Source organism: Streptomyces ipomoeae 91-03, from assembly GCF_000317595.1.
Lineage (GTDB): Bacteria > Actinomycetota > Actinomycetes > Streptomycetales > Streptomycetaceae > Streptomyces > Streptomyces ipomoeae.
This window is the reverse complement of sequence record NZ_AEJC01000603.1, coordinates 1-15,949: the sequence shown is the minus strand read 5'-3', so window position 1 is coordinate 15,949 and position 15,949 is coordinate 1. Positions and strand designations below refer to the sequence as shown.

Sequence of the window (15,949 nt, the reverse complement as noted above, 5' to 3'; positions counted from 1 at the left end):
CTCCCCCCGCCCCCCACTTCGACCCCCGCTCCCTCACCGACTTCCAGCTCGACGAACTCACCCACAAGCTGACCGGCCGCATCACCCGACTGCTCCGCACGGAACTCCGTCTCGACCGCGAGCGAATCAGCAAACTCCGCGACCCCCGCCACTGACCGACGACGGCACACCGAACCGCCCCCAAGAAAGGCCGCCCCCGATGCCCCGCGATCTCGACCCGGGCTCCACCATCTACTTCACGCTGACCATCGACGGCGAGAGCCTCGGTTACTTCAACGGGTGTGAAGGGCTGTCGTCCACGGTGGAGATCGAGCACCGTCAGGAGGGCGGGAACAACGGGTTCGTATGGCAGTTGCCGTCACGGGTCACGTTCTCGACGATCCGGCTGACGCGCCCCCTCACCCCGGACACCGCCAAGGTCGCGGCATGGATCTCCTCCGTGGCGACCGGCGTCAAGCGCCCCACCGCGCAGATCGCGGCGCTGCGCGCGGACGGCTCGGAGGTGGCGCACTGGGGGCTGATCGACGTACTGCCGGTGAGCTGGCAGGGCCCGACCCTGGACCCGGCCAACCCGAGCGTGGCCACGGAGGTCCTGGAGATCACCCACCACGGCTTCACGGACTGAGGGGCGGGGACCGAACACATGGCCACCGGCAAAAAGGGCGGCGCGGGCAAGAGTCTCGTGCGGGCGACGCTCGCCATCCACGAGCCGCCCGTCGGCGAGAGCACCACCAAGGGCGCGTTGATGAGGACGTTCGACTTCGACTTCAACCCGTCCCAGTTGCAGCTGAGCCGGCGCGCCCAGTGGAAGGTGACGCCCACGGCGGCCGTGCGCGACGGCTCGCTGCCGGAGTTCATGGGGCCGGAGCCCCGGCAGATGGCCGTGGAGATCTTCCTCGACTCCTCGGACAAGCCGAGCGGCAACTCGGTGCTGAAGAAGGTGGAAGATCTGATGACCTGCTGCGAGGTGACGGCGAAGAGCATCGCCGCGAAGCAGCCGTCACCGCCGTGGGTGGAGTTCCAGTGGGGGTCGTTCTCGACGGCCCGCTTCACCTCGTACGTCACGTCCGTGGAGGCCACGTACACCCTGTTCGGAACGACGGGTGTGCCGATCCGGGCGACCTGTCAGCTGCATCTGCACGAGATCCCCAGCAAGACGAAGGGGCAGAACCCGACGTCGGGCGCGTTGACCGCGCAGCGGGTGCACCGGGTCGTCGCCGGCGACTCGTTGCAGTCGCTGGCGTGGCGGGAGTACGGGGAGGCGTCGGCGTGGCGGGCGATCGCCGAGGCGAACGGCATCGACGACCCGTCCCGGCTGCCCACCGGCATCGAACTCGTCCTCCCGGCGGCCGAGGAGGTGGGCTACTAGATGGTGAAGCCGTCGTACTCCAATGTCGTCCACGTCCTCATCGACGGGCAGAAGCTTCCGCCGTACTGGGCCGATCTGCTGGTCGGCGGCTGGGTCGATCTCGGGGCCGGGGTGCCCGGCGCGTTCCGGCTCACGTTCCGGGACCCGCACGGGATGCTGCTGGGCAAGCTGAACATCAGGTTCGGCTCCAAGGTGGTCATCGCGCCGGTCGCCGCCGGCCAGGGCGCGGGCACCCCGCTGCTGACCGGCGAGGTCACCGGAATGGAGACCGACTACGACGGCACCGGCACCTTCACCGTCGTCCGCGGCTACGACCCGGGCCACCGGCTGATGCGGGCGCGCAGGGTGGCCGCGTACCGCAACCAGACGGCCTCCGACATCGCCCGCAAGCTGGCCTCGACGGCCGGTATCGCCATCGGTGACATCCAGGCAACCAGGACGGTCTACGAGTTCATCAGCCAGTCCAATGTGACGGACTGGGACTTCCTCTCCCGGCTCGCCGACGAGAACGAGATGGTGATGTCGCTGGACGCCAAGGGGAAGTTCCAGTTCGTGAAGCCGAAGCCGGCGTCCGGGGCCCCGGCGACGAGCACGCCCGGCGAGAAGAGCCCCTTCGTGCTCCAGGCCGGCGTCGACATCCTGCGCTGCCGGGCCGCCGTCACCTCCGCCGACCAGGTCGACAAGGTCGAGGCGCGCGGCTGGAACGTGACGACGAAGAAGAAGCTCACCGCGACCGCGAAGGCGAGCGGCAACCCCGGGATCTCCATCGGCACCACCCCGCAGAAGGCGGCCTCGGCCTTCAAGGGGGCCAAGCTGGTCGAGACCGACGTCCCGTACGACCTCCAGAGCGAGGTCACCCACGCCGCGAACTCCCTCGCCGACGACATCACCTCCGCCTTCGCCGAGCTGGAGGTCACGGTGCGCGGCAATCCCAAGCTGCGGCCCGGTGTGCCGGTGACGCTCACCGAGGTGGGCACACCGTTCGAGGGCAAGTACACCTGCACCTCCGTACGCCATGTCTTCGGCGACGGCAGCCACTACGAGACCTGGGTGAACGTCACCGGCCGGCAGTGGCGCTCCCTGTTCGGTCTGACCTCCGGCGGCGGCACGGGCACGCCCCGGCTGCCGAGTGTGGCCAACGCGCTGGTCACCGACGTACAGGATCCGCTGAAGCAGGGGCGGGTGAAGCTGCAGTTCCCGTGGCTGGACGACACCTACGTCAGCGACTGGACGCGGACCGTGCAGATGGGCGGCAAGGGCGGCGGCGGGATCTTCCCGCTGGACGTCGGCGACGAGGTGCTGGTCGCCTTCGACCGGGGCGCGCTCGACCATCCGTTCGTCATCGGCGGCCTCTACAACGGCGTCGACAAGCCGACCCCCGTGAAGGACGTCTGGCTGCACGACCCGGTCAAGAAGAAGGCGATCCGGCACACCCTGTCCGACCGCGAGGGCAACCGCGTCGACCTGCTCAGCCAGCAGACCGGCCCGCGCAAACAGGGCGTACGTCTCGCCAGCGGCAACGACAAGCTGATCATCAACCTGGACCGTACGAAGACCGAGATCACCGTGGACAGCAGGGGCTCGGTCACCATCAAGGGCGGGACCTCGGTGTCCGTGCAGGCCGGTACGGATCTGACGCTGAGCGCGCGGCGGTCCGTGACCATCCGGAGCGGCGGACCGCTCAACCTCCAGGGCCAGGGAATGGTCGGCCTGAGATCGCTCGGCGGCACGGTCAACGTGAACGCGGCGGGCGCGCTCGCCATGAACGCGGCGGGCGCGGCGACGCTCAGCGCGGCCGGGACCGTGCAGATCAACGCGGTCGGCCAGGCGGCACTCCGGGCGGCCAACGTCGACATCACGGGCATCGTCACGGTCAACAAGAAGCCGTACCCGATCCCATGACGGCCGCCGGGCACTCACGCGTCACAGGAACCCGCGTCATGTCAGAAAGGAGGGTGGCCCGCTGATGGCCGAGCAGTTCGTCGGGTCCGGCTGGGCGTTCCCGCTGCGCATCGGGCCGACCGGAGGCATCGCCCTGGTCAGCGGTGAGCGCGAGATCGAGGAGGCGATCCGGCTGATCCTGGCCACCGCGCCGGGTGAGCGGCCGATGCGCCCCGAGTTCGGCTGCGCCATCCACGACCTGGTGTTCGCGCCGGTCAACGAGGCCACCGCGGGCCGTATCCAGCACGAGGTGTACACGAGCCTCGACCGCTGGGAGCCGCGGATCGAGGTGAACGACGTCGAGGTGACGGCGGGCGCCGATCAGGGCGTCCTCTTCATCGACGTCCGCTACTCGATCCGCGGCACCAACAACCCGCGCAGCCTGGTCTTCCCGTTCTACGTCATCCCGTCCCACGACGAGCCGGGCTCTCCGGGCGCCACGGGTACGGCTTCCGAAAGCGACCGCTGATGGCCCTGCCCTCCCCGAACCTCGACGACCGCCGCTTCCAGCAGTTCGTCGACGACGCCAAGCGTTACATCCAGCAGCGGGCCCCGGAGTGGACCGACCACAACGTCTCCGACCCGGGCGTCACCCTCGTCGAGACGGTCGCGCACATGGCGGACCAGATCGTCTACCGCCTCAACCGGGTGCCGGAGAAGAACCACTTGGCGTTCCTGGACCTGGTGGGCATCACCCTGTTCCCGCCGTCGGCCGCCCGCACGGATGTCACGTTCTGGCTCTCCGCGCCGCAGGAGGAGCCGGTGCTGCTCCCGGTCGGCACGGAGGTCGCGACCGTGCGCACGGAGAGCGAGGAGGCGGTGGTCTTCGCCACCGAGCGCGAACTGACCGTCGTGCCCTGCGAGTTGCGGCATCTGGTGGTGCAGTTGCGCGGTGAGCCGGTCGCGGACCGGACCGCCGACCTCGCCGAGGGCAAGGACCTGATGTGCTTCGCCGAGGCCCCGCGCCCCGGCGACTGCATGCTGCTGGGCCTGACGGCCGCCGTCCCGCACTGCGCGGTCGCGCTGGAGCTGGACAGCCGGGTGGACGGCGTCGGCGTGGACCCGAGACAGCCACCCCTGCTCTGGGAGGCGTGGACCGAGGACGGCTGGGCGCCCTGCGAGGTCGACCGCGACGGCACCGGCGGCCTGAACCGCCCCGGCGAGGTGATCCTCCACGTCCCCGGCGGCCACACCCTCTCCCGCACCGGCGGCCAGGAGGCCGGCTGGCTGCGCTGCCGGGTCATCGAACCCCTCCCCGGCCAGCCCTTCTACACCACCTCGCCGACCGTCCGCGCCGCCGAGGCGTTCACCGTCGGCGGCACCACCGGCGTCGTCCACGCCGAGACGGTGTACGACGAGGCGCTGGGCGAGTCCACCGGCCTCCCCGGCCAACGGCTGCGCCTGGCCCACGCCCCCGTGGTGGGCGACACCCCTCCCGTCCTCCTCCAGACCGCCGGGCACGACGGCTGGACCGACTGGGAGGTCGTCCCCAGCTTCGCCGCGTCCACCTCGTACGACCGCCACATCACCCTCGACGCCGCCACCGGCGAGATCGCCTTCGGCCCGGCGGTACGGGAGCCCGACGGCACTCTGCGCCAGTACGGGGCCGTCGCCCCCAAGGGCGCCGTCATCCGCGCCCGACGCTACCGCACCGGCGGCGGCAGGGCCGGCAACGTGGCCCGGGGTGCCATACAGGTGCTGCGCACATCCGTCCCGTACGTCTCCGAGGTCGTCAACCGGGAGGCCGCGCGCGGCGGCGTCGACGGCGAGACGGTCGAGGAGGCGAAGGTCCGGGCGCCCATCACCCTGCGCGCCCAGGAACGCGCGGTGACCCTGCGCGACTACGAGGAACTGGCCCGCCGCGCCGCCCCCGAGACGGCCCGTATCACCTGCCTGGAGGGCGACGAGGGCGAGCACGGGGCATACGCGGTACGGGTGTTGGTGGTCCCCCAGGCCGTACCCGACCCCGGCGGCCGGCTCCGCTTCGAGCAACTGGTCCCCGGCGACGCCCTGCTGGACCGCATCACCCGCCACCTCGACGAACGCCGCCTCATCGGCACGAGGCTGGCCGTCGGCCCGCCCTTCTACCAGGGCGTCACCGTCGTCGCCACGCTCCACGCCTTCCGCGGCGTCGACACCGACCGCGTCCGCCGCCAGGCCCACGACGCCCTCTACCGCCACCTCGACCCCCTCACCGGCGGCACCGACGGCCGCGGCTGGCCCTTCGGCCGTCCCGTCCAGTCCGGCGAGATCTTCGCCGTCCTCCAACGCGTCCCCGGCGTCGAACTGGTAGACGAGGTCCAACTCCACCCGGCGGACCCCCTGACAGGAAAACGAGGCGACGCGACCAACCGCATAGACCTCCAGCCGCCGTCGTTGGTGTTCTCCTTCGACCACCGGGTCCGAGTGATCGGAGACAAGCAGTGAGAGTCTTTGCGAACTCCGGCACGTCCCGCGCCCCAAAGGGGCGCGGGGCTGTGACATATGCGGCTCCGCCGCGTGGGCACGACCAGCCACAAACAACCCGCAGCCGCACAACCACAGCACACCCCGAGCCACTAGGCGCCCACACATGAGGGGCTCCATAGACGGCCTGAACTCATCCACCCCCATCGGCCAACTGCTCCCCGCCGTGTTCGCCGACGACGACCTCGCCCAACGCTTCGTCGCCGGCCTCGACGAAGTCCTCGCCCCGATCCTCTCCGTACTCGACTGCCTGGACTCCTACTTCACCCCGTCCCTCGCCCCCGTCGACTTCACCCGCTGGCTGGCGGACTGGGTCGGCGCCGAGACAGACGGCACGGAGCCGGAGGCCCGGCTGCGTGCGGCCGTCGCCGCCGCCGCACACCTGCACCGGGTCAGGGGCACCCGCCGAGGCCTGTCGGAGGCGGTACGCCTGGTCTTCGGCGTGACCCCGGAGATCTCGGAGAGCGGCGCCGCGGCCTGGAACGCCCGCCCCCTCGGCCCGGTCCCCGGTGACCGCCGCCCACACCTCCACGTCACGCTACGGCTGCCCGACCCCACCAGCGCGGACGAACACCGGCTGGACCGCCTCGTGGCCGCCGCCCGCCCCGCCCACATGCCCTACACGGTCCAGGTGACCGCCGCCGAAAGGATCCCCGAAAGATGACCAGCGAGACCTCCGGAACGGGACGGGAACCGGCCCGGAGCTGCGCCGAGTGCGGCACCCGGGCGGAACCCGGCCAGTCCTTCTGCGACTCCTGCGGTTCGGTACTGAACTGGTCCGACACCCCGACCGGAACCGGCTCGGCCCGCACCGCCCCGACCCGTACCGACTCGGCGCGTACGGACCGGATGCGAGCGGGAGCCACGACCACACGCAACACCACACCTGGCACCGACCACACCACCGGCACGACGGGCACGACCGACCCAGCCGACTCCCCCACTGCCGAACCGGCCTGGGACGCCTTCGCCCGCCCCGGAGCCGGCACGGGCACCGCCCGCACGGCCCACGACCGACGACCCACCTCGGCGGCGGCAGCGACAGCCCGACGGACGGACGACGAACCCGCTCACCACGACCCCGTACCAGAGGGCACCCAGCCGCCACCCACCGCACCCGCACCCCAGCCCCCCTCCCACCCCGACACCGACCGGCCCGACACGGCGACCACCGAGCCGGTCGGGACAACCACCCCCGAAAGCGAGAACCCCCACCCCCCGACCCCCTCCCCCACGGATCGAGCCAGGTCCCTCCTGGTCCCCGTGGCCGACCCCGAACCCCAGACCCCCGCCACCCCGGCCGTCGCCCCCGTACTGCCGGGCCGGCCCATGGCACAGCGCCCCCAAGTCCGGACCCCCGGCCCTGAGTCCGGCGCCCAGGGCGGCGCCCCCTGCCCCTGGTGCGCCACCCCCAACCGTCCCGACCGGCACTTCTGCGGTCGCTGCGCCATGCCGATGGCGGGCGACGCCGAGTCCCCGACACCCCTGCGACGGCCCTGGTGGCGCCGTATCCCACCGTTCCGCGCCGAACAGACGCCGTGGGCCGGTGACCGCCCCCGTCTCCGCCGCGGCTTCGGCCGGATCATGAACTGGGTCGTGGGGGCCCTTGTCCTGACCCTGATCATCACGCTCGCCTTCTCCATCGACGACGGCATCCAGGCGACCCGCGACCACTTCGCCAAGCGCGCCCCGGTGGGCCCGAACAGCGTCAAGGCGTCCCGCTCGTACCCCGACCACGACGCGAAGCTGGCCTTCGACAAGCTCAGCAACACCTGGTGGGGGCCGGGGGTGACACAGTCCGGCGAAGGGGAATGGCTGGAGGCCCGCTTCGACCAGCCGACCCGCCTCCTCGACCTGATCATCACCCCCGGTGTCTCCACCAAGTCGGACAAGCTCTCCGAGTCGGCCCGCCCCCAGCGCATCGAGGCCCGGATCACCAAGGCCGACGGCTCGAAGACCACCAAGTTCATCAACCTCGACCAGTCCGCCGGCGGCCAACGCCGCAAGTTCCGCGTGGGCGAGGTCACCGCCGTCCGCTTCATCCTCCGCTCCGCCTACGGCGCCGACGCCAAGAAGCAGGTGGCCATAGCCGAGATCGAGTTCTTCGGCCGCTCGAACAGCAACAGCTAGAACGGCGAACTGCTGGAACGGCGAACAGCACCAGCCAGAACCGGCCTCCACCAGTCGGCCGCCCCTCGTCGTGACGAGCCCCCGACCCCCTTCTAGGGTGGGCACTTCGAACGTACGAGGGGCGGGTGGGACTGTGGCGAGACGGCCGGACGGCGCGGATGTCGTGGCGGTGGTCCAGCGGATCTTCCGGGGCGGGCTGCTGAGCGGGAGGTCCGCGTTCCGACCGGAGCTGGCCGCCTGGAGCGGTACGACCGCCTCCGACCTACGCGCCCGCTTCGTCGACCAGCCCGACGAGTCGTCGGACACCTTCCTGGTCAAGCTGCGCCGCCAACTCGCCGGCGCCCCCGACGAGACGGTCGCCCTCGCCGCCGAGCTGCTCTTCGTGAACATGGCCCCGCTGGTCCCCGAACAGATCGGCCTCCGGAAGAAACTCCAGATCCTCCGCGAGGTACTGTCCTGGGCCGACCGCCCCTTGGCGGTGCACCCGGACCTGGAACCCGGCCTGAAGGGCTTCCTCCACGGCGGCCAGGGCTTCCTCAACTACCGCTGGGCCCAGTTCCAGATCCTGGTCCTCCTCGTGGAACGACTCGCCGGAATGGAACGCCCGGAGCGAGAAGCCCTCCTGCGCGACCCATGGCGATTCCGGGACCTCTGCTTCGCCATCCAGGACGCGGTCGGCCACAAGAAGGGCCGCGCCCAGATCCACGTCCTGCTCCACATGCTCTTCCCGGAGACCTTCCAGCCCATCGCCAGCGCCCACCACAAACACGAGATCCTCAAGGCGTTCGCGGACGAACTCCCCGAGCCCACGGGCAACGACGACAAGGACCTTCTGACGCTCAGCCGATCCCTGGAGGAGCAAACCGGCACAGCCGTCGACTTCTACGACGAGCCGTGGGTCGGCCGCTGGCGCAAAGGCGCCGTGCAACACGAACAGCGCGGCTGGCTGGTCCGCGGCTACAACGTGGACGGCCACAACTTCATCCCGGCCTGGCTCGACCAGGGCTACTGCTCGGTCTCCTGGCGGGAGGCCCCGGAGATCCCCGCCGGAGCCACCAAGCAGCAGGTCCAGCAGGCCATCGCCGAGGCCATGCCCGACGCCACGACCCAGCTGCGCGCAGCCGCCGCCTACCAACTGCACGTCTATCTGACCGTGATGCAGCCGGGCGACCTGATCGTCACCGTCACCCCGGACGAGGTGCACGTCGGCACCATCCAGGGCCCGCCGACGTACGACCCCTCGGACGGCCTCGACAACGCCCGCCGTCGCCCGGTGCGCTGGGCCACCGCCGAACGTCCCCTGGTCCGTGCCGACCTCCCCGAGAAGGTGCAGGCGAGACTGCCCCTCCCACCGACGGTGTACGACATCAGCAGCGTCGCCGCCGAGCTGGCCGAACGCGCGGGCCTGGAGGACGTCGTCGCCGAGGAACTCGCGGACGTCGACGTGACGAAGCCCCTGGAACTCCCGACCGTCACCCAGGAGTTGGCCGATGAACTCCTCATGCCCCTGGACTGGCTGCGGGAGACGGCCGAACAACTCCAGGACCAGCGCCAGCTGGTGCTGCACGGCCCGCCCGGGACCGGAAAGACGCACCTCGCCCGTGCCCTGGCCAGACATCTGGCGGGCCCGGACCGGGTGGAACTCATCCAGTTCCACCCCTCCTACACCTACGAGGACTTCTTCGAGGGCTTCCGTCCCGTGCGCGGCGAGGGCGGCTCGGTCGTGTTCGATGTGCTGCCGGGCCCGTTCAAACTGCTGGCCGACCGGGCGCGGAAGGATCCGGCGAACCCGTACGTCCTGATCATCGACGAGATCAACCGGGCCAACCTGGCGAAGGTCTTCGGCGAGCTGTACTTCCTGCTGGAGTACCGCGAGGAGCCCGTCACCACCCAGTACAGCCCCCACGACCCCTTCCACCTCCCCGGCAATCTCTTCCTCATCGGCACGATGAACACCGCCGACCGTTCGATCGCCCTGATCGACGCGGCGATGCGCCGCCGCTTCGCCTTCCGCCGTCTCTCCCCCGAGAAGCCGCCGGTCCAGGGCCTGCTGGCCCGCTGGCTGCACGCCCGCGGCCTCCCGGACACGGCCGCCCGCCTGCTCGACGAACTCAACTCCCGCCTCGGCGACGCCGACCGCGCCATCGGCCCGTCGTACCTGATGAAGCCCGCCGCGTCCCGCCCCGAGGGCCTGGACCTCATCTGGCGCACGCAGATCCTCCCCCTCCTGGAGGACCAGCTCCACGGCACAGGCATCGACGTGGAGGAGGAGTACGGCCTGGCCTCCCTCCAGGCGGCCGTCGAGTCACCCAGCGCGGCCGTCGAACCGTGACCCCCGACCTCACCCTCATCGTCCGGGAGACGGGCCCCGGCACCCCGTACGAGCTGACCGGCGACCAGGTGGCCGCCCTGGTCGCCGTACCGGACCTGGTACGGCTGGCCCCGGCTCCCGGCGGACGCTGGACCGTCCGCGGCAACCAGAGGGTGGGCCTGGTCCGCCTGCGCACGCGGTCCGGCGGGTCGATCCACCTCCATCTGCGCCCCAAACTCAGGATCCAGGACCTCCTCTTCCTCCTCTCCTACTCCCCCACCGACCCCTGGCACCCGGAACCGGTCACGGCGACCACCGCGGACGACCTCCTCCCCGCCCTGGCCGACCTCCTCGCCCGCACCGCCCGCCGCACCCTGGAGACGGGCGTCCTGCACGGCTACCGCGAGGTGGCGGAGGACCTTCCCCTGATCAGGGGCCGTATCCGCACCACGGCCCAACTCCGCCGCACGGGTCTGCCCCTCCCCATGGCGGTCCAGTACGACGACCACACGCCGGACATCGCCGAGAACCGCATCCTCCTGGCCGCCCTGCATCTGGCCGCGCACCTACCAGGCATCCCTTCCCCGACCCGCCTGGCCCTCCGCCACCTCACCGACCGCCTCCACGGCGTCCACCGCCCGCACCCCGGCGCACCCCTCCCCACCTGGACCCCCACCCGCCTCAACTCCCGCTACGCCCCGGCCCTCCGCCTGGCCGAACTGCTCCTCTCCGGCCGCTCGGTCCAGCCGGAGGGAGGCACCCCGATCCCGACGGACGGCTTCCTCCTGGACATGCCGAGGGTCTTCGAGCGCTTCCTGACGCTGGCACTCGGCGCGGCCCTGACCCGCCACGGCATCCGCTGCGCTCCCCAGGACGTCCACCACCTGGACCAGGCGGGCCGCGCCTCGTTCCGCCCCGACCTGGTCCTCTACCGCCAGGGCCGCCCGGTCTCGGTGGTGGACGCGAAGTACACGTTCCTCAAGTCCACGGCCCCACCCGTGGACCACCTCTACCAACTCCTGTCCTACTGCACGGCCCTGGGCCTCCCCCACGGCCACCTGATCTACGCGGCCACCACCCCGGACACCACACCCACCGGCCACGCGATCCGCCGCTCCCGCATCACGATCACCGCCCACGCCCTGAACCTGAACAAACCCCCTGCGGAACTCCTGTCGCAGATAACCACCCTGGCCACCAGAACAGCGGCCCCCTGACCCCCACTCCCCCCCGCCTCCCCCCACATCTGGAGCCCTCATGCTGCGAGGCATGGACGTCAGCTCGCACCAACCCTCCGCCTACGCCACGGACGGCCTCTCCTTCGTCTTCATCAAAGCCACCGAGGGCCGCACCTACACCAACCCCAAACTCACCGCCCAGACGAAAACCGCCCGCGACGCCGACCTGGTCGTCGGCTTCTACCACTTCCTCTGGCCGGGCAACCTCGACGCGCAAGCGGAATACTTCGTCGGCAAAGCCCCGGAAAAGGCGGGCGACATCCTCGCCGTCGACTGGGAATCGACCGGCGACGGCACCCACGCCACGAACGCGGAAAAGGACCGCTTCATACGCAAGGTGAAGCGACTGCGCCCGAATCACCGGGTCGTTCTCTACTGCAACAGGAACTACTGGCTCACCGTCGACAGCACCTCCTACGCCGGCGACGGCCTCTGGATAGCCGACTACGTCACCGCCGGCAAACCCCGCATCAAGGCCAAGTGGCGCTTCCACCAGTACACGGACAGCCCCCTCGACAAGAACGTGGCCGACTTCGCGAGCAAGGCGGCGCTGCGGGAGTGGGCCGCGGGGAACTGACCGGACGGCTCACGCGAGAATGCCCGCATGAGCGTGTGGGACGAAGAGCCGGACTGTGTGCGGACGTTCTATGACCTCGCGGTCGAACAAGCCCTGAAGCACGACGACATCCGGGCCTATCTGTCCCTGAACCGGCAGGAGATCACCAAGTCGGCCCTGCGCGAGGTCATGCGTGAGGACGCCGTCGCGGACGCGGTTCTGGACCGGGAGGAGCGGTACGAGCGGCTGTGGCGACTGGGGCAGCGGCTGGACCGGAGCCACGCCGAACTCCGTACGGCGGTGGCCCGATGCGTCCAGGGAGACTTTCTGCCCACGGTCTTCCTTGCCGCGCTCATCCGCGCCATCCTCTCCGGACTGGTGGGAATGGCCTGGTGGGGCGATCTGCTCCTGCTGTCCTGGGTGGCACTCGCCGCGCTCGCCGAATTCCACGAACCGACCGGCAGGAGCAACTTCACGCATCAACTGTGGGCAGCGTTCCTCTCTGTGCGATGGTGCCGTCGGGCCGTCCGGACGTACCCGTATCTGGCCCACTGGGCCTACTTCGGTCTGAGCCGGCGGCTCGTGCCCGTGATGAGTCGCGAGATCACCAACCTCCTCGGCCCGGAACACGACAGCCTCCTGGTCACGCGGCACCACAGGGGTCTGCTGCACGCCCATGACCCCAGCTTCTGGGTGTCGAGCCGTGTCGAGGTCTCGCTGCGTCACAAGCTCGACCAGATGGACGGCGGGGCCATCGCCCTGTGCGGGCCTCGGGGAGTGGGAAAGACGACGCTGCTGAGAAAGGCCTGCGAAGGGCGTCTCGACGGCATGCCGGCGCGGAACCACTTTCGCGTCATCGTGCAGACTCCGGCGAACTACCGTCCGGAGGAATTCCTGCTGAGCCTTTTCCAGCAGGTCTGTCGAAGCTTCCTCGAACGCCTCGGTGAACGTGCGCGCGAACCCTTCCTGCTGCGCCTGCGCCCCACGGGTCTTTTCCGTCGCTTCATCCGGTTCATCCGCGAACTCCTCCTGCTGTCCGCCGGACTGCTCCTGCTCGCCACAGGCCTCGAAAGCTGGGCGCGAGGCACGTATCGCTGGGCCGGGTCCGAGGGGCGAGAGGCCACGGTCCACTGGCTGGGCAGGATCCAGGACGCCTACCATTCGGCGTGGCAGGAGCACCCAGGTGTCACACGCGCCCTTTTCATCGCCGTAGGGCTGCTGTTTCTGGCCCGGAGTATCACCGGTCCCCTGTTCGCGAGCAGACGGCAGAAACAGCTGATCAGCGACTGCCGCAGCCATCTCCACCTACTGCGACACATGCAGACGGCGGGGTTGACCCACAACGCCGGAATCACCGCCATGAGCGCGCTCACCTTCGGCCTGGCCCGCACCAGCGGTTCCTCGTCCCGCCCGCTGACCTATCCGGAACTCGTCACACAGTTCCGTGAACTCCTCGCCCGGATCAGTGAGTACATCCGTGACGACAGAGATCACAAGGTGTTCATCGGCATCGACGAACTGGACCGACTCGGCTCGACCGAACAGGCCCGGGCATTCCTCGCCGAGATCAAGGCGATCTTCGCGATACCCAACGTGTACTTCCTGCTGTCCGTGTCGGAAGACGTCGGCGCCACCTTCATCCGCCGGGGCCTGCCCGTCCGGGACGTCACCGACAGTTCCCTGGAGGACATCCTCCACATGGAGCCGCGCACACTGGAGGAGGCGAAGGAGCTGCTCCAGACACGGGTACCGGGGTTCACCGATCCGTTCGTCGCCCTCGTGTACGTCCTCTCCGGCGGCATTCCGCGCGACCTGATCCGTTTCACCCGCAAGGTGATCGAGATCCGGCACCGCACCGACGAGACCGATCTGCGCAGCATCGCCGGTCGTCTTCTCCTCGAAGAGGTCACCGAGACCCTCTCCAGCTTCCGCGTCGTCCTCGGCTCGCAGCCCCATGACGCCGCCTGGGGCGTACTCCTGCACGATCTGCACGGCTCGGTGGACAGGCTGCGCATGGTCCGACCCGGCAGGGACGTCCGGAAGTCGCTCCACCGGGAACTGCACCGTCTCTCTTCGGGGGACGCCCCGGCGGACGACGATCTGCGCGCCCAGTGGGTGGAACTCACCGCGTACATGCTGTTCGCGATGACCGTGGTCGACGTGTTCATCCCACGACGCTCGGCGGACGAGACCGGCCCCAACCGACTGCTGACCGACACCGCACGCCTGAAGGAACTCGGCGCCGCCCGTCTCGAACTGGGCGTCTCGGCCGACAGCGCACGACTGGCCCTGGAACGACTCCGCGGCGCATGGCAACTCCATCGCGTCAGACCCCACGGGACGGGCGCAGAAGGCTCGTCGCACCCGGACGGTGAAGCACCGTCCACGCGGTCGGGGCCCCCGTCCATGAGCTTCCGGCAACGGCGCAGGAGGCGACGTGCCCAGCACCTCACCCGAGCCGACGTCCGTCAGCTCCTCGGACACGGTGTGTTCGGCGTCCGCGGACTGACCCGGCGGTACCCCGACTTTCCCCGGCCCGACGCCCACCACGGCGACCGGGAACGAGCCGGCGACACTCTCTGGTCGGCCACATCGGTCTACAGCTGGGCAGCTCAGACGCCCGCCTTCGCGCTGCGGGGTGCCCTGCTGCTCAGACCTCTGCCGAGCGGCCTCCGGCCCGGCAGCCGGCACGACAGCACCCAGACCCCCTACGGCCCGGCCATCGACTGGGCAACCGATCTCGGGATCGTCCGCGTCGTGCACACCACGGATCGTGGAGCCGCCTCAGCCGTCGCCGCCTCCCTCGCCAAGACGCGGGACACCCACGGCATCGTCACCGTATGCACCCTGTACGGGGACCTGGGCATCACGGGACCTGCCCTGTGGGCCGCCGACACCGCGCACCCCTACATCGAGTACGAGGCCTCGTGGGGAGTCATCTGCGCCCTGGCCGGTCAGCCCCTGCCGTGGTGGCCCTCGCGGCTACGCCTTCCCGAACTGGTCACCGAGTGGCGACCGGGCTCGGAACCCTCCATCGTCCACGTACCGGCCGACGAGGACGAAACGACGCTGCGACAAGCCGCGCAGAACACCGCGTTGCCCGAGGAAGCCCGCACTGCGCTCCTCGACATGGCGAACGTCATGCGCAACCAGTCAGTGGGCAACGTCGAAGGGGAGATCCGCGTCTTCGGACAGGAGCGGCGTGGGACCCGGTCGGTCATCATCGGCGCGCACCCCGATGTCACGGCCCATCCGATCCCCGAGGTCGAGGATCGAGCACTCCTGACAGCGGGCTGGAAGGCGATCGGCGACAGCTACGAGTCCGATGCCGCCGCCGCCCTGCGGGTGGCCCGTGCGTACGACCCGGAATTGCTGCCGTACGGCGCCTTCACGGAGATCGAGCGACCCGACGAAACGGTCGAGCGGTGGATCGAGCGCCTTGTCGCATGCGACCCGACCGCCGGCCACGTCGCACTCGCCCGGAACACCGCGGCGGACGCCTTCTTCACCGACCCGCTGACCGGCATGCCCGCCCTTCGTACCGATGGCGACGGTCCCGGGCGAGGCAAGTGGCGGTTCTGCTCTCCCCTGTCGCTGCCCGCGAACGGGCAGCTGGCCTCCGTCGTCCTGAGGGACACCGCCTGGGTCACGACCGACGAGGGGCTCGTCCTTCCCGCGCCCTGTGCCGTGAACGAACATCTCTGGTGGGGTGACGGATGGGGCGACCGGCCGACCGAGATCGCGTATGTGGTGGCCCTGCTCCTCGATGACCTGCGGGCGGTTCCCGACTTCCAGGAGCAGTGGTCGTCGGCTCCCAAGGGTCTGGTACGGCTCTTCAGCCAGGAGCACCCCCCGGGCACCGAACTCCCCCGGGCCACACTGCTCCACGCCCGTCTCAGCTCGGAGTGACGGGCCGGACGCCGGCACGGCGAAAGGGG

Annotated in this window: 11 protein-coding genes; all 11 read left to right on the top strand. The window is 70.2% G+C overall.

The annotated features are described in order from the left end of the window. Nucleotides 1-199 precede the first annotated feature (199 nt). Nucleotides 200-625 (top strand): phage tail protein, encoded by a 426-nt coding sequence (locus STRIP9103_RS38870; protein ID WP_009336701.1) that lies wholly within the window; start codon nt 200-202, stop codon nt 623-625. 18 nt (nt 626-643) lie between these two features. Further along, nucleotides 644-1,369: a CIS tube protein gene (locus STRIP9103_RS38865; RefSeq protein ID WP_009336699.1), complete on the top strand. Its 726-nt coding sequence runs from the start codon at nt 644-646 to the stop codon at nt 1,367-1,369. Beyond that, complete coding sequence (locus STRIP9103_RS38860; RefSeq protein ID WP_009336716.1) at nt 1,370-3,271, top strand: VgrG-related protein; 1,902 nt, start codon at nt 1,370-1,372, stop codon at nt 3,269-3,271. Nucleotides 3,272-3,335: 64 nt separating this feature from the next. Next, nucleotides 3,336-3,779 (top strand): GPW/gp25 family protein, encoded by a 444-nt coding sequence (locus STRIP9103_RS38855; protein ID WP_009336703.1) that lies wholly within the window; start codon nt 3,336-3,338, stop codon nt 3,777-3,779. Further along, nucleotides 3,779-5,737, top strand: a complete 1,959-nt coding sequence (locus STRIP9103_RS38850; protein WP_009336707.1) for a putative baseplate assembly protein — start codon at nt 3,779-3,781, stop codon at nt 5,735-5,737. The genes STRIP9103_RS38855 and STRIP9103_RS38850 overlap by 1 nt, the downstream gene beginning before the upstream one ends. A gap of 145 nt (nt 5,738-5,882) precedes the next feature. Then, the gene (locus STRIP9103_RS38845; RefSeq protein ID WP_048821761.1) at nt 5,883-6,440 is read left to right on the top strand and encodes a phage tail protein; all 558 of its coding nucleotides are present in this window, start codon (nt 5,883-5,885) and stop codon (nt 6,438-6,440) included. Further along, nucleotides 6,437-7,906, top strand: coding sequence for an NADase-type glycan-binding domain-containing protein (locus tag STRIP9103_RS38840; RefSeq protein WP_048821759.1), 1,470 nt, complete (start codon nt 6,437-6,439; stop codon nt 7,904-7,906). Before STRIP9103_RS38845 ends, STRIP9103_RS38840 begins: the two co-directional genes overlap by 4 nt. A gap of 133 nt (nt 7,907-8,039) precedes the next feature. Beyond that, entirely contained in the window at nt 8,040-10,238 is a 2,199-nt protein-coding gene (locus STRIP9103_RS38835; protein ID WP_009336713.1) for an McrB family protein, read from the top strand. Beyond that, a complete protein-coding gene (locus tag STRIP9103_RS38830; RefSeq protein ID WP_009336709.1) occupies nt 10,235-11,434 on the top strand; it encodes an McrC family protein in 1,200 nt (399 codons plus the stop codon). The genes STRIP9103_RS38835 and STRIP9103_RS38830 overlap by 4 nt, the downstream gene beginning before the upstream one ends. 40 nt (nt 11,435-11,474) lie before the next feature. After that, nucleotides 11,475-12,032 carry a glycoside hydrolase family 25 protein gene (locus STRIP9103_RS38825; RefSeq protein ID WP_009336712.1) on the top strand — a complete coding sequence of 186 codons (558 nt, stop codon included), beginning with the start codon at nt 11,475-11,477 and terminating at the stop codon, nt 12,030-12,032. Between the two features lie 27 nt (nt 12,033-12,059). Continuing rightward, complete coding sequence (locus STRIP9103_RS50340) at nt 12,060-15,920, top strand: P-loop NTPase fold protein (RefSeq protein ID WP_158696945.1); 3,861 nt, start codon at nt 12,060-12,062, stop codon at nt 15,918-15,920. Nucleotides 15,921-15,949: the final 29 nt, after the last annotated feature.

Excerpts from the sequence above, each read along its gene's own strand:
- STRIP9103_RS38870 (WP_009336701.1), top strand. The coding sequence starts at position 200 with ATGCCCCGCGATCTCGACCCGGGCTCCACCATCTACTTCACGCTGACC.
- STRIP9103_RS38865 (WP_009336699.1), top strand. The coding sequence starts at position 644 with ATGGCCACCGGCAAAAAGGGCGGCGCGGGCAAGAGTCTCGTGCGGGCG.
- STRIP9103_RS38860 (WP_009336716.1), top strand. The coding sequence starts at position 1,370 with ATGGTGAAGCCGTCGTACTCCAATGTCGTCCACGTCCTCATCGACGGG.
- STRIP9103_RS38855 (WP_009336703.1), top strand. The coding sequence starts at position 3,336 with ATGGCCGAGCAGTTCGTCGGGTCCGGCTGGGCGTTCCCGCTGCGCATC.
- STRIP9103_RS38850 (WP_009336707.1), top strand. The coding sequence starts at position 3,779 with ATGGCCCTGCCCTCCCCGAACCTCGACGACCGCCGCTTCCAGCAGTTC.
- STRIP9103_RS38845 (WP_048821761.1), top strand. The coding sequence starts at position 5,883 with ATGAGGGGCTCCATAGACGGCCTGAACTCATCCACCCCCATCGGCCAA.
- STRIP9103_RS38840 (WP_048821759.1), top strand. The coding sequence starts at position 6,437 with ATGACCAGCGAGACCTCCGGAACGGGACGGGAACCGGCCCGGAGCTGC.
- STRIP9103_RS38825 (WP_009336712.1), top strand. The coding sequence starts at position 11,475 with ATGCTGCGAGGCATGGACGTCAGCTCGCACCAACCCTCCGCCTACGCC.
- STRIP9103_RS50340 (WP_158696945.1), top strand. The coding sequence starts at position 12,060 with ATGAGCGTGTGGGACGAAGAGCCGGACTGTGTGCGGACGTTCTATGAC.